The following is a 13,100-nucleotide window of genomic DNA, read 5'->3' on the forward strand; positions in this document are numbered from 1 at the left end:
GAAAATATGTGTGATGTCATGGAATGGATGGCAGAGGAAAAAGTGATTATTCCGTTGCCAGTACGTAGACGGCTACTTTTTCGGGGCGGATGACTTTTCCGTCTTTTTCGAATCCCCAGCGCAAAGAGGCCTGAATGGTTTTGGCCAGGGAAGGATCGTCGGTCACAACGGTCTTGAGTACGCTGTGGCGTTTGTGATTGAAAGCGGCCCCTGCTTCGGTACGAAAGGAATCGATGTCGTTGTTTTCGAGCAGGTCGCGCAGGTCTTCGGCATGGGCCAGGACCAGTTTCTGGAGCTTGGCATAGTTTTCCGGAGTGGCTTCCAGAGCGCTGTAATGTTCGGCGCTTCGTTCCGCACCGTCGATCTCAGCAATAAGATCCATCACGATAGCCTTGTTGAGTTTTTCATGTATTTCACGGCGGTAGGCATCGAGTTCCTGATATTGCCTGTCAATGATTTCCTTTTTGGAGGCGTCATAGCGCATTTTGCTGTTGAACTCTTCCTGAAGGCTGGATATTTGCGATTGCAGGGTGGTCAGGATATTCAGTATGGGAGTCTGGTCAGCTGTCGCCTGGTGAGGGGTTGGCTCTTCAATGACGGACTGAGGAGAAGAATCCGGGGCAGCTTCCGGAGAGGATTCCAATTCAGGGCTTGTCTCCGAATGAGTATCTGACGCAATTTCCTCCGGCACGGCTGCAGGAACAGACTCTGGTGAGGATTCCGCTTCAGCATCTGATCCGGTTTTGCTCTCCGGTGTGAATTCCTGCCGCAGCTCGACTTCGGAGACGGGGCCTTCTTCCGGCTCCATTTCCTGTGGAGATTCCGGTTGATCCTCCTGCTCCGAAGCGGTTTCCGGAACGGAAGAACCTTCCATACCGGAATTTTCTATTATGATATTTTCTTCAGCTGATTCAAATATGCATTCGCTGATGCAGTCTTCTGGATTATTCTGGTTAGTCATGATGGTGGTGTATGAATTGATGGAGAGGGAAAGATAAGTGCGGGATCAGGCGGGAATATTTTGTAACAGCCATTTGGCGAGAGCGTAAACGCCGGGACATTCGTTCAATTCCTGGTCGCTGGAGGAGATGGAAAAAAATGCCGTATTTCGGAAAAGATCGGCTTTTCCGAGAACATCAGCCCATTGAAGGTCATGAAGGAAATGACGGCAGGCGGCTTGATCCGCACCGGCATCAAGCTCACATGCTCCATCAAAGGGAAGAATCTTGCCATTCGACCGGATGACCACGGCGCATTTAAGCTTTTGCAATCTTGCTTTGTAGGCCGTGCTCATCAGTTCATGCCACTTGTCGAAGGCTTGTGCAAATGAGGCGCTGCCAGCCGTTTCTTCCACCACAAAAACGGCGCCTTGCAAAAGAGAGTAGAAGGGCATGGCATCCAACGAATTAATAGAGGCCGCATCGCTTCCTTCGAAATCGCAAATTTGCAGGCAAAGCGCAGGTTGTTTGTCGTTTCTCTTGCGGCTGAGCAACAATTCGATGTAGTTGTATCTGGGTTGAGTGCAGGTGGAATTGATGCGAGGAGTATCGTACGCGTACCACCGGGGTACGGATACGTTTCCCAAGGCTGAAACAAGGGCTCGCAAAAGAGAAGTCCTTGTTGTATCCGAACCGGCTACACAGGTGACAGGCAGCATGCGGACCCCATTTTCATTCGTTTCTTCGCTGGAAAAACGGGAAGTTTGCAGTTTAAAGAAAGATAGAGGAAGAATGAAGAGTGCGGACAGGAGAGCATATGCAGCCAGAACAGCCAGAGAAACGATCGGGCGCATGATGTAGACTTCCACCATGGATACCAGCCTGACCAACAGGTTTCCCTGAGCAGATAGCTCCCGGTAAACCTTGACAGGGGCAACGATGCTGGCTTTACCGGCTCCCAGAAGTGTTTGCGACCAGATTTGCAGAGCAGTGTTCAGTCCCTTGCTTCCGGCATATTTATGGCGTGTAATACGGTTGATCGAGAGAATATTGGACAGAACCATTCCCAATACCCACAGACTGTATCCTGCGTAGAAACCGTACTCGATCGAGATATCTGCCACTCTGCGCGTTTCCTCCTCCAGATAACCGGAGATGATAAAACTATACAGCAACGAACCACCGATAAGAAGAACAAAGGCGAGACGGCCAAAGTTGATGTTGGACGGTTTATTCATGTACCGTTATCACGTAGGAGACAAACGTAATGAGGAAGCTGGCTACATATTTCCCAGTTCTGCCTCAATATCTTTGATTGCCGCGTTGATCGATTCCTTATCCTGTAGTGAGGAAGAGGCTTCCTTGCGGGCTTGCAACTCGTTACGTTTTTTCAGAAGATCGTTTCGAGTATTAGCGTAACTACTTGTCGTCTTTTTTATCTTATTGTATGTCGCTTGTTTGATCGACTGTTCCGACAGTAGACTTTGACGGCGCTCCATAGCCTTATCGGGAGACCAGAAAATACCTCCTTGGGTGGGATCTCCGGTAGTGCTGCAGGAGGAGAGCAAGGAACAAGCGACAACAAAAACGCTTGTTAGACAGAGGTGATTGTTCGTATTCATAAGAAAGGCAGGTTCATTAAATGGGAATTTTTTCGGAAATATAAGATTCGTGTCTTACCGGGCCTGGTGGAGCCAAGCCCGGTAAATAATTTTTGACTTTTATGCAGAAAGGGTAGAAAGAGCTTTCTTGTGTTTTGCCAGAGAATTGATTTCATGACTGAGCGTGCTGATCTTGCCTCGCAGAGCGATTTTTTGATTGCCGGAAGCATTATCGGCTGCTTTTCGCGCCAGGGTTACTTCTTCATTGAGAATAGAAATGCGCTTATCTACTTCCCTCGTCATTTTTTGTGATTTTGTTTTGACGTCGGAAGAGGCGAGATGCCTTTTTTCTTTTTTCAGATTGGCAATAGACTGAGCCAATTCCGCGTTTCTGGATTTCGTCTGTGCAATGAGCTTGTCCATAACCTGATTGCTGTGTCTGATCTGTTCTTCTACACTGGCGTATTCTTTTTTCTGCTGGACAACGTAATCCCCCCAGAACCAGCCGGCGATTGCGCCAATGCTCCCCCCAATGGCAGCTCCGATAACAGTAGATTTAGTATCACCTCCTATAGCCTGACCTGCCAGAGCTCCCACACCAGCTCCGCCAGCTGCTCCTATTCCCGTAGCCTGAGCATACGTCTTTGTTGTATCTGACATGTTGGCACAGGAACCCAGACCGAAGGTTAGTACGCCGGCTTCCATGAGTAATACGAATGATTTCTTAAAGTAATGTTTGTTGTTCATGTTTATTGGTTGTTGCTGATAGTTTTCTGTCGGGAGTATTCAATGGGGGTGAAACCTTTGCTTAGTTCGGCAGGAGTATCCTGAATGTCATCAGACAATCCTGTGATTTGACCCTCCGCATCCAGCATGACAACGGTCTTGCCATACACATCCAGCCGCGCTCCGTCTGCATCCAGAAAGATTCGTCTGGTATTTATTTCCAACATCCGGTCTTTTCTTCCTACGGAGGTTAGCCTGACAACGCGTACGGGAAATCTGGCAAGGAACCCGTTCATACTTTCCAGAATATCGTCACGGGATGTTTTGATATCCAATGACATATTAAGGATTTCTTCTGAAAACATGGTAGAAATGGATTCTCCCTCAGGATACCTGCCGACCAGAAGGTGCAGCATATGATAGGCCTTCTTTTCCAGTAATTCGGGGGTTAGTGCTTTCGGTTCTGCTTTCGGTTCTGCTTTCGGTTCTGCTTTCGGTTCTGCTTTCGGTTCTGCTTTCGGTTCTGCTTTCGGTTTCGGTTCAGAGGAAAGTGGAGTTGCCGGGTCAAGAATTATGGGAATGAACTCTTCTGGTTCCTCGATCTGCCTGTTCAGTCGATCTGCAATATTGTAGTGGTTAAAACAGAAAACAGCAGCCATGCCGGCCAGAATGAAGAACGGCAGCAGAGGACCAGTTTGTGAGAGATAACGAGCTGTAGAATGGGGCAAACCGCAATGGCTGCACACATCGCCTCCATGCGTTTGATTGCAAATACATTTAACCAGTTGACCCGATCCCATAAATTTTCTTGTCGGAGAATACGATACAGCATTCATAATGCTGATTCCGTGTTTATTCTTTGATAACCAAACATTAACAGGAATAACCCATGACAATTTCATCCATAATTCACGGAAGAATCAGAGAAAAAAATCCCCTTAAATCCTTCCCAATTATTTCAAAAATATCATTTTGATTTTTTTTTTGACATCAGCATTATGAATGAAGAACTCACTGAAAATCTCATTGCAAAAGAATTACTGAAGAAGGTCGACCTTACACAGTGCGATTTGGCTCGTCTTGTACTAGAAGCTATTGAAAATCTGGGGAATTTGGCTCGGGGGCTCAACCGGGTAGAACTGATTGTTCTTCTGCGCAACACGTTGCAAAAAGGAGTGTCCGTTGTAAAATCTGCCACTCATACAGTCACTTTGGAAGTAGCAGCCTGGGCAAGTGTCGATGCCCGGAAGGATTTGAGGCCGTCATCGAAAAGAGACTTGCGCCATTTCGTTCGTCGGATTCTACGTGTCGAGGGTATTGCCCAATTGCCTTTGCGTTCCATGACTCCTATTCAATGCAAGAAAATTTTAGAGACGGCATTCGGTTCAAGTCCAAGCAGTTATACGAAGGGTCGCGTCATTCTTCACAGCATATTTACTTACGGCATTCGCCAGGAATGGTGTGATGTAAACCCGGTAATCCGCATTGAAGTGCCCAAGATAAAAGAAAGGTACATTGAGCCGCTTTCCCTGAAGGATGTGGAAAAACTGAAGGAAGCAACTACACGCCCCGAATTCAGGAATATGCGTTTTTCCTTGAATTTGATGCTTTACGCCGGAATCAGGCCGACTGAGGTAAGCCGTTTGCAGAAAACTGACTTCCAATGGGATGAGCGTCTGGTAATCGTGCGGTCTACCGTCAGTAAGACTGGCGGCGGCAGAGCCGTACCTCTAAGAGGGATTCACAATATCAGGAAGAAAGACCGCTATATTCCTCGAAATTGGAAACGCAAATGGAAAGCTTTGCGCAGAGTTGCCGGTTTCCAGAGTAACTGGGTGCCCGATATTTGTCGCCACACGTTTGCAAGTTATCACGCTGCTTATTTCCGAAACCTGTCGGAGTTACAGATGGAAATGGGACACCGTGACACCTCACTATTGAGGAGCCGCTATATGGCTCCTGTTCTGCGAAAAGATGCTGCTGCGTTCTGGCGAGAAGCTAAATAGTAAGGCAAGGGACTCGGTATGCGAAACCAGAACGCAAGTGCTTTTCCTGGTGCCTCACCTGATGGCGGAGTACATAGAATGGAGTCATGGGTACATGACGGCAGGTAATAAGCCGTCACATATAGATGACGCGAAGGGAATAGATTTTTCAAATATGATTGATAAAAAATGGATATGGAAACATTTTATCAATCATATCAGGACATTCATCCTATGTCTTGATTCATGATGCCATTGATCGTGCTCATCAATGAATCAAAAGGCTCCGGCTCATCAAAGAGCATGGCAGAAGTCTGTTCGTAGTCCCTTTGCCATTTTTCTCGCAATTCAAGAGAATCCGGGATCAGTTTCAAATCCGAGGGAAGCAATGTATCGTAATCGACCCATGTCTGCCAATGGTAGAGCTTGCGTTTGTCCCTTACATCGAAGAATAGCTCCTTATCAACATATCCCGCTCGGATAAGGGCTGCCGCATCATAATAGTGGCGTGCCAGCCTGGCCTTGATATTCCATCCTTCATGCGGACGGGTATTATTCTCATGGAGAATGAAACACTTCTCCCAGAATGTTCGGAAAGGGCTAATCGTTCGTACTTCAGTCGAATCTGAAAACTCCGGAAATCCTTCCCCAATGTAAGAATCGACCATCCTGGCTTCGGATGGTTCCGTCTGAGCTCTCCCGCTCAATTCGATTTTGACAAAAGGACGAATGTAGAGGCTTTCATTCTGTTCGAACAAGGATGGATAATGGATTAAGAGGACAAATGGATCACGGGCCGTGGACAGATCTTCCAACTCGATATGCACATTCTTGATTCCCATTTCTTTCATCCTCTCCTCCATGAGAGGCAGGAGAACATGCTCCATCATCCTCCGGTAGTGGGGGCGAATCTTACGCAATTTAGCATCCCTCTGGCTGGCGGATTGAAACGCTGTCGGCTTATCTTCTTCACCCAGTTCAGTGAAGAAACGGGGAGATAACGCAACATCGATATCCTCAGAGAAACGGCGTATGATCTTGTACGCTTTGGAGAGGGACGTCCCGCCTCTGAAGCATAGATAAGGATTCAAGGAGTCTTCCCGAAAAAGGATATTCAGAACCCGGCATACCCAGAAATCCTTTTCAACAATAGAAGGAATGATACCCAGCTGCTCGCCAATGTGGCGGCACAGGAATATTCGATCTTCGGATGGGAGACCAAGGAAATCACTCATGGGAGACAGGGGGCGCTATGACTTGTTGTAGAATGGGGCGCATCCATACAGGAACAAGTTCCATATCACGAGATAATTGTTCCTTTTCCGTATCGGAAAGCCGCTTGGTTAATTGAGTGACCACAAAATCACGATCTATCGACTTCCTGCCCAGCGAGCGCAACGCTTGAACGACCAATCCCGTAATACTCCCCGACAGGCGCATCAGTTTCGGAGATGTCTTCTTGAAGCGGAGTTTCCATCCACCTACGTGAACCGTTGCAGAAGGTCGATCCGTCAAATACTCGTACCGCCCGGCCATTTGGTCGGAAAGCCACAAAGCGTTAGCGGCATGGATTCCATTAGGTAAAAGACGAGCTTCATTTTTCCTTGCCCAGGCTTTCGCTACCTGTTCCGGGTCAGTTGGTACAGGCAAATTAAATCTCTTGTTGGTCGCTGGGATCTCATAGATACCGGGAAGGATACGCTTGAGCTCGCCATCCCTTGCCATGCGAGAAAGCGCTTGATCTACTGCTGTCCTGGGCCAGAACGCAAGAAAATCGGAAGAGGTAATAACCTCTCCTTTTGCCTTCTCGGAAAATATTTTTTCCCTCAGCTGGCTCCTGATGCTCCCCTTCATGATTAAAAAGTATTGTTTATCTGACTAAAGTCAATAAAAAATGCTGTTTATCTGACTAAAATGACTGAAGCAAAGATCAATTAACCGCATCCGGGATGATAGAAAGGTATGCTTCAGCATCCTTACGGGAAACACCCTGCCTGTAGTGGGATTCGGTCATCTGCGTTCCACTATGTCCCATCCAGCGGGCAACATCCGGCAAGGGATGGAGAGCTGCCTGATAGGAAGCGAATGAGTGTCGCAACGCATTCTTTGGTATCGTGATGCCGGCTTTGGCTGCCAGCTGGTCCAGGCGATAGCCATATCTGAGTTCGTCATCCCGGGTCATTGGCTCCCATTCTCCTGCGGCCAGCCATGCCTTGATTTGCGGGGAGGTGGGTATGTAACGATCCTTCGTTTTCCCCTTGGGTCCCTTCGCGATCTCACGCGAAACAAAGATATCGTCATGTCCATCCGGTTTGTCCTTGTATTGAACAACCTCTGAACGTCTTAGCCCGCACAATCCCTGTAGAACAATACGGGAAAGCATGGGGCGGTCATATTTTAATGCCGCCTCAAGCAATTTCCGGAATTCGTCCGGGGTAAGAATCCCGATGGAGATGTGATCCCTGGAAGGAGCGACGGTCAAGGAGACCGGGTTTTTCTGAATCAGATCGTGCTGAATGGCCCAGAGAAAAAAGGCATTCAGCGTACCCCGGTACCTGTATTTGCTGGTATTCGAGAGGGGCTTTCCCTGATACCGGAACGAATCCAGTTTGTCATTGATTTCGGCGGCGGTGATTGATGACAACTCCCGGTTGGTCCAGCCTTGCTGCCATTTATCGAGTTCATGAAGGACGTTCTTATGGTGGGCCGGCTGGCATTGGCCCCGATCCAGCATCAGCTGCCTCTCCTTTCGATACTGAGCCATGGCGTCATCCAGAGATATACCCGTCGAGGGTGGTTTCGGGGTAGTAATGTCAACATGATCAGCAATGACGCTTAATTGTGATCCGAGTAAATCCTTGATTTCCTGCTCTTTGGTATCCGTGAGAGCATCTTTCCACCACGAAAGGAGATCAGTTGCAAATGCCTTTACCTCTTCCGGATCTTCATGCTGGTACAAATATTGAAGCGTATGTTGCAGAAGGTTGTTGTCCCTACCAAATTTTCTCCACAAGCGGATAGCGAACATTTCGACCACGGATTCTCCCTCTGCAACCATATTGAATATTGCCAGGGCATCGTCGATATGCCCCTTGTCATACATATCGTAGAGAGCCCGGGCTTCGTCGTAATCGCGGAAGGTGCGCTCTTTCCATTCTCCCGTGTCCTTGTCAACAAAGCGGAGCCGCCAGACTGAAGGGCGACCTTTCTTCTTTACTTCAGTGAGTTTGACTTTGCTGCCATATCGGCCTTTGGCATGCTTCCTCTTCATGTAACGAGAGTAATGGTTTACAGAAAAAGCTTCAAGACGAATTAGGGGACAAACTGGGGGACATATTCGTAAATTGCTTACAATGAATAAAAGTGTTTAGATTCAGGTTCTAGTGGGGGTTCCCCCGTGAAGGTTCGAGTCCCCTCTCGAGCACCATCCCTTTTATACCGCAAGTTGCTGTTCATAAGCGCTTGCGGTTTTTGTTTATCGACAATTGCAAGACAAACCGCAGTATATTTATACAACTTTTATCAACACGAAACGGGAATGTGCTGCAAGAAATGAAAGGTCCTCCCTCTTGTTTACTCGCTGGAAACAGTTCAGGTAAAAACCAATGAGGGAAGCTGTGTATTTACGATGCCCTTCAAACGCCCCCTGCCATCAGGGCCAGGACTTCCACGCGGTTCGGCATGGAGCGGATGGCTCCCTTGCGCGTCGTCACGATGGACGCGGCGGCGTTGGCGAATAAAAGCATGTCCGCCAACTGTCCGTCCGTCAGGTTTTCCAGCCCTGTTTCCAGAATCCAGTCCAGGCAGGAACCAAAAAAGGCGTCTCCGGCGCCCGTCGTGTCAATGGTATTGACCTTCAGGAACGTAGGCTGGTAAACCAGCGTGTCTCCATAGGAAGCCCAGCTCCCTTCCCTGCCCCCTGTTACGAGGATGAGGCGGAGATTGCTGAATTCCCTTTTCAGGGCATCCAGCCCTTCCTTCATGGAGGAGCACCCGGTGAGGAACAGAAGTTCCTCCACCTCTATTTTCATGACGCTGCACGCGCCGCAGCCGTAGAGCATTTGCTCCCGGGCCAGCTCCAGGCTGGGCCAGAGGGGAGGCCGGAGGTTGGGGTCAAAGGAGACGAGGGCACCCTTCTCCCGGGCATGGCTGACGGCATGCCTCGTGGCGCGCCGCACGTCGCCGTGCGTCATGGAGATGGTCCCGAAGTGGAATACGCGCGTGTTTTCCACCAGCGCCATGTCCACCTCCCCGGAGGTCAGTTTCATGTCCGCGCCGGGATTGCGGTAGAAGGAAAAATCACGGTCGCCATGTTCGTCAATCTGGACGAAGGCCAGGGTGGTGTTGACTTCCCGGGAAGAGACCAGCCCCGAATCGTCAATGCCTTCCTCCTGAAGCGTGCGCCGGAGCATTTTCCCGAACATGTCATGCCCCACCTTGCCGATGAAGGCGGTCCTGCGCCCCAGCCGGGACAGCATGGAGAGGACATTGCAGGGGGCTCCCCCCGGATTGGCCTGGTAAACGGGCAGTTCCTGGGCGCTCACTCCGCAGGGGGTGAAGTCCACCAGCAGTTCTCCGAGGGCTACGACGTCATACATGCTTTTCCAAATGTTGAAGGTGGTCCTTCCGGCATAAAGGAAAGCCGGGAGAGATAGTAAAGCATAGAACGCGCCGCCTGTTCCGGGAAAGGAAAAAGAGGTTCATTCCAGTCATGCCGGCAAAGGACGTACTGCCGGGGTCCCATCGCGCCCTGTGGAAACCGTGCCCGTAAAAAAATCCGGGATTTTTCCGTGAACGGTCCCCTGCGGCGCGTGATCAATCCGCCGGATAGGGAAAAAGTCTGGCATATCCCTAACACCCGCCTCTCCGGAAATGCCCATTAGTATGAGACGGCAAATACCATACCTCATTTCAAGATGATGAAGAAGGAACTGAAACGACAGGGCAAGGCGAAGATTCCGGGGGCTCCCGTCCCCTATGACAGGACAACCATTCAGCCGGGGATAGTCCATATAGGAGTGGGCAACTTCCATCGCGCGCATGAAGAGTTTTACACGAACCAGCTTCTGGGCATGGGCGGCCGTGACGAATGGGGAATTTCCGGAGTGGCGCTGCTGCCTCAGGACGAACCCCTTTACAAGGCGCTGAAGAGCCAGGACGGCCTTTACACGCTGACGGTCTGCGGCCGCGACGGCAAGGACGAGTTTTATGAGATAGGCTCCCTGGTGGATCTGGCGTGGGGGCCGAAGGATCCCGAAAAGGTCATCGACAGGATTGCGGACCCCCGCACTAAAATCATCACGCTGACCATTACGGAAGGGGGATACAATCTGGATAAGGAAACCGGTGAGTTCATGCTCAACAGCAAGGACGTGAAACATGACCTGGAACATCTCGACCATCCCCGGACGGTTTTCGGGTTCCTGGCCGCCGGATTGCGGAAGAGGCGCAAGGACGGCGCAGGCCCCGTAACCGTTCTATCCTGCGACAACCTCCAGCACAATGGAGACACGGCCCGGAAAGCGTTCACTTCCTTTATCGAGGCCCAGGATCCCGGGCTGGCGCAGTGGGTGAAGAAGAACGTGACATTCCCCAACAGCATGGTGGACCGCATCACGCCCGCCGTCACGCCGGACGACGTCAAGCGACTGGACGCGCAGAGCGGCGTGGAAGACGCCGCCCCCGTCTATTCGGAGGATTTCATCCAGTGGGTGATTGAGGATGATTTCATTGCCGGGCGCCCGGACTGGGAAACCGTGGGCGTGGAGTTTACGGACGATGTTTCCGCTTATGAGAATATGAAGCTCAGCCTGCTGAACGCGTCCCACTCCCTGCTGTCCTACCCCGCCTTTCTGGCCGGGTACCGCCGGGTGGACGAGGCGGTAGGGGATGAACGGTTCGCCCGCTACTTGCGCCTTTTCATGGACCGGGACGCGGGCCCCTACGTTCCGCCTCCGGGGAATACGGATTTGGAGCTGTACAAGAAGACCCTGCTGGAACGCTTCGGCAACAAGGCGGTGAGCGACCAGATCAGCCGCTTGTGCTTTGACGGCGTTTCCAAGATTCCCGTGTATGTGATGCCCGTTTTAACGAAGATGATCAGGGACGGCGCCGACCTGGAACGCCTGGCGTTTTTCGTGGCCGCCTACCGCCATTACCTGAAGCACGGAAAGGATGACCGGGGCCAGGCTTATGAAGTGAACGAGCCCTGGCTGACCAAGGAGGACCGGAAGCTGATCGCCAGCGACGACCCGCTGGATTTCCTCGCCCTCTCCCCCTTCCGGAGCACGGATTTGAAGGCGGCGGACAAGTTCGTCAGCCAGTACCTGGGCATGGTGGAGAAGCTTGAAAAAGACGGCGTGCTCTCCGTTCTGGAAAAATTGGTTCTTCCGTAGTCATACAATCCTTCATGCAGCCCGTCTCCTGTTCCGGGCTGCATGAAGACACCTTCCCGACCTCTTCCTTTCCGCCGCATTCTCACCCTTCCCTCCTCTCATGGAAACACAACCGCATTCACGCCTGGGTCCCTTCCTTGCCCTGACTTTCATTTATTTTCTCGTCGGGTTCCTGTCCACCGTGAACGGCCAGTTCCAGGGGCCTTTGCAAAGCGCCTTCCTGCCGGATGCCGGCGCCTTGAAAAACACGTTCATCACGCTAATTCCCTTTTTCTTTTTCCTGGCGTACCTGGTGAACGGAAATATCGCCTCCCGCTGGATCAACCGCTACGGCTACAAGACCACGCTGATACGGGGGCTCCTGTTCATGGTGCTTGGGCTGGCCGTCTTTTTCCTGTCCGCATGGTTCACCGTCCAGTTCGGGGACCTGCGCACGACGATCGCCGGGGCCAGCATCCCCTACGGCTATTTTATTTTTCTGGCGGGGTCCTATGCCATGGGCACCTCCGCCACGGTTTTGCAGGTCGTCATCAACCCCTACGTGACGTCCTATGAATTGAAGGGAACCCAGCCCGTCCAGCGCCTCAACATCGTCTGCGCCGTGAATTCCTTCGGAACGACGATCGCGCCGTTTTTCGTGACCGGCATCCTGTTCGCTGGACTGCCCATGGAGAGCGTCCACGTGCGGCAGCTGATGCTTCCCCTGCTTATCCTGGGCGTCCTGATTGCGCTGGTCACCCTGATGACGAAGCGCCTTTACCTGCCCAACATCCGGGACACCACGGCCGGAGAAGGAGAAAAACTGGAACGCAGCATCTGGTCCTTCCGGCATTTGACATTGGGCGTGATCGCCATTTTCTTTTATGTGGGCGCGGAGGTGTCCGTGGGCATCAACGTGAACCTGCACGCCCTGGAACTCAGCAATTCGGATGAACCGCTGCTGTTTCTGGGCTCCAGCAACCTGGTGGTGTGGGGGGTGGACCTGGGCATTCCGGCCCTGCTGGCCTCCCTGTACTGGGGCGGACTGATGGTGGGGCGCATCGTTTCCAGCTGGCTGAACCATATCTCCCCCCGTGTCCAGTTGACGGCGGCAACCTCCGCGGCGGCCATCCTGACGCTGGTCGCCATTTACACCCATAACCTGTGGGTGCTGGTTTCCGTAGGGTTGTTCCATTCCGTCATGTGGGGCTGTATTTTCACGCTCGCCACCGTGGGGCTGAAAAAATACACCGCCAAGGCTTCCGGCATTTTCATGATGGGCGTGTTCGGCGGCGCCGTTTTCCCCTTCCTCCAGGGAGCGCTGACGGACGCGCTGGGAAGCTGGCGCTGGTCATGGATGCTCGTCTTCCTCTGTGAGCTGGTCATGCTTGCCTATGCCCTTGCGGGTTCCCGCGTCAGGAAAGAAGACCTGCTGGAAGGAACGGACTGATTTCTTTTCCGGGGGAGAAGCCGGGT

12 protein-coding genes are annotated in these 13,100 nt (G+C 51.5%); 3 read left to right on the plus strand and 9 right to left on the minus strand.

Features of this window, described 5'->3' with window-relative positions:
* Positions 1-46: 46 nt before the first annotated feature.
* The 5 genes from grpE to M8N44_RS07120 all read right to left on the minus strand — a co-directional run bounded on the left by grpE (position 47) and on the right by M8N44_RS07120 (position 4,167).
* A complete protein-coding gene (grpE, locus tag M8N44_RS07100) occupies positions 47-961 on the minus strand; it encodes a nucleotide exchange factor GrpE (RefSeq protein ID WP_102727988.1) in 915 nt (304 codons plus the stop codon).
* A gap of 45 nt (positions 962-1,006) precedes the next feature.
* Entirely contained in the window at positions 1,007-2,176 is a 1,170-nt protein-coding gene (locus M8N44_RS07105; protein WP_102727987.1) for a hypothetical protein, read from the minus strand.
* Positions 2,177-2,218: 42 nt separating this feature from the next.
* Positions 2,219-2,560: a hypothetical protein gene (locus M8N44_RS07110; protein ID WP_146021067.1), complete on the minus strand. Its 342-nt coding sequence runs from the start codon at positions 2,558-2,560 to the stop codon at positions 2,219-2,221.
* A 99-nt stretch (positions 2,561-2,659) separates the two neighbouring features.
* Positions 2,660-3,286 carry a glycine zipper 2TM domain-containing protein gene (locus M8N44_RS07115; protein ID WP_102727985.1) on the minus strand — a complete coding sequence of 209 codons (627 nt, stop codon included), beginning with the start codon at positions 3,284-3,286 and terminating at the stop codon, positions 2,660-2,662.
* Between the two features lie 2 nt (positions 3,287-3,288).
* Positions 3,289-4,167: a hypothetical protein gene (locus M8N44_RS07120; protein WP_180976207.1), complete on the minus strand. Its 879-nt coding sequence runs from the start codon at positions 4,165-4,167 to the stop codon at positions 3,289-3,291.
* A gap of 96 nt (positions 4,168-4,263) precedes the next feature.
* On the opposite strand from M8N44_RS07120, the gene M8N44_RS07125 reads away from it, so the two are divergent.
* Positions 4,264-5,271, plus strand: coding sequence for a tyrosine-type recombinase/integrase (locus tag M8N44_RS07125; RefSeq protein WP_102727983.1), 1,008 nt, complete (start codon positions 4,264-4,266; stop codon positions 5,269-5,271).
* 206 nt (positions 5,272-5,477) lie between these two features.
* On the opposite strand, the gene M8N44_RS07130 is transcribed toward M8N44_RS07125, so the two are convergent.
* The 4 genes from M8N44_RS07130 to M8N44_RS07145 all read right to left on the minus strand — a co-directional run bounded on the left by M8N44_RS07130 (position 5,478) and on the right by M8N44_RS07145 (position 9,848).
* A complete protein-coding gene (locus M8N44_RS07130; protein ID WP_102727982.1) occupies positions 5,478-6,485 on the minus strand; it encodes a nucleotidyl transferase AbiEii/AbiGii toxin family protein in 1,008 nt (335 codons plus the stop codon).
* Complete coding sequence (locus M8N44_RS07135) at positions 6,478-7,104, minus strand: DUF6088 family protein (protein WP_046437630.1); 627 nt, start codon at positions 7,102-7,104, stop codon at positions 6,478-6,480. Before M8N44_RS07135 ends, M8N44_RS07130 begins: the two co-directional genes overlap by 8 nt.
* Positions 7,105-7,180: 76 nt before the next feature.
* Positions 7,181-8,521: a tyrosine-type recombinase/integrase gene (locus M8N44_RS07140; protein ID WP_102727981.1), complete on the minus strand. Its 1,341-nt coding sequence runs from the start codon at positions 8,519-8,521 to the stop codon at positions 7,181-7,183.
* 364 nt (positions 8,522-8,885) lie between these two features.
* Complete coding sequence (locus M8N44_RS07145) at positions 8,886-9,848, minus strand: PfkB family carbohydrate kinase (RefSeq protein ID WP_102727980.1); 963 nt, start codon at positions 9,846-9,848, stop codon at positions 8,886-8,888.
* Positions 9,849-10,166: 318 nt separating this feature from the next.
* On the opposite strand from M8N44_RS07145, the gene M8N44_RS07150 reads away from it, so the two are divergent.
* Positions 10,167-11,645 (plus strand): mannitol dehydrogenase family protein, encoded by a 1,479-nt coding sequence (locus M8N44_RS07150; protein WP_215451171.1) that lies wholly within the window; start codon positions 10,167-10,169, stop codon positions 11,643-11,645.
* Between the two features lie 100 nt (positions 11,646-11,745).
* Positions 11,746-13,074, plus strand: coding sequence for an MFS transporter (locus M8N44_RS07155; RefSeq protein WP_102727979.1), 1,329 nt, complete (start codon positions 11,746-11,748; stop codon positions 13,072-13,074).
* The last annotated feature ends 26 nt before the right edge of the window (positions 13,075-13,100 follow it).

This window comes from Akkermansia massiliensis (assembly GCF_023516715.1).
Lineage (GTDB): Bacteria > Verrucomicrobiota > Verrucomicrobiia > Verrucomicrobiales > Akkermansiaceae > Akkermansia > Akkermansia massiliensis.

What these genes read in the sequence shown, in the direction of transcription:
- M8N44_RS07115 (WP_102727985.1), bottom strand. Translation starts at nt 3,286, where the DNA reads ATGAACAACAAACATTACTTTAAGAAATCATTCGTATTACTCATGGAA.
- M8N44_RS07150 (WP_215451171.1), top strand. Translation starts at nt 10,167, where the DNA reads ATGATGAAGAAGGAACTGAAACGACAGGGCAAGGCGAAGATTCCGGGG.
- M8N44_RS07135 (WP_046437630.1), bottom strand. Translation starts at nt 7,104, where the DNA reads ATGAAGGGGAGCATCAGGAGCCAGCTGAGGGAAAAAATATTTTCCGAG.
- M8N44_RS07155 (WP_102727979.1), top strand. Translation starts at nt 11,746, where the DNA reads ATGGAAACACAACCGCATTCACGCCTGGGTCCCTTCCTTGCCCTGACT.
- M8N44_RS07145 (WP_102727980.1), bottom strand. Translation starts at nt 9,848, where the DNA reads ATGTATGACGTCGTAGCCCTCGGAGAACTGCTGGTGGACTTCACCCCC.
- M8N44_RS07105 (WP_102727987.1), bottom strand. Translation starts at nt 2,176, where the DNA reads ATGAATAAACCGTCCAACATCAACTTTGGCCGTCTCGCCTTTGTTCTT.
- M8N44_RS07140 (WP_102727981.1), bottom strand. Translation starts at nt 8,521, where the DNA reads ATGAAGAGGAAGCATGCCAAAGGCCGATATGGCAGCAAAGTCAAACTC.
- grpE (WP_102727988.1), bottom strand. Translation starts at nt 961, where the DNA reads ATGACTAACCAGAATAATCCAGAAGACTGCATCAGCGAATGCATATTT.
- M8N44_RS07130 (WP_102727982.1), bottom strand. Translation starts at nt 6,485, where the DNA reads ATGAGTGATTTCCTTGGTCTCCCATCCGAAGATCGAATATTCCTGTGC.
- M8N44_RS07120 (WP_180976207.1), bottom strand. Translation starts at nt 4,167, where the DNA reads ATGAAATTGTCATGGGTTATTCCTGTTAATGTTTGGTTATCAAAGAAT.
- M8N44_RS07125 (WP_102727983.1), top strand. Translation starts at nt 4,264, where the DNA reads ATGAATGAAGAACTCACTGAAAATCTCATTGCAAAAGAATTACTGAAG.
- M8N44_RS07110 (WP_146021067.1), bottom strand. Translation starts at nt 2,560, where the DNA reads ATGAATACGAACAATCACCTCTGTCTAACAAGCGTTTTTGTTGTCGCT.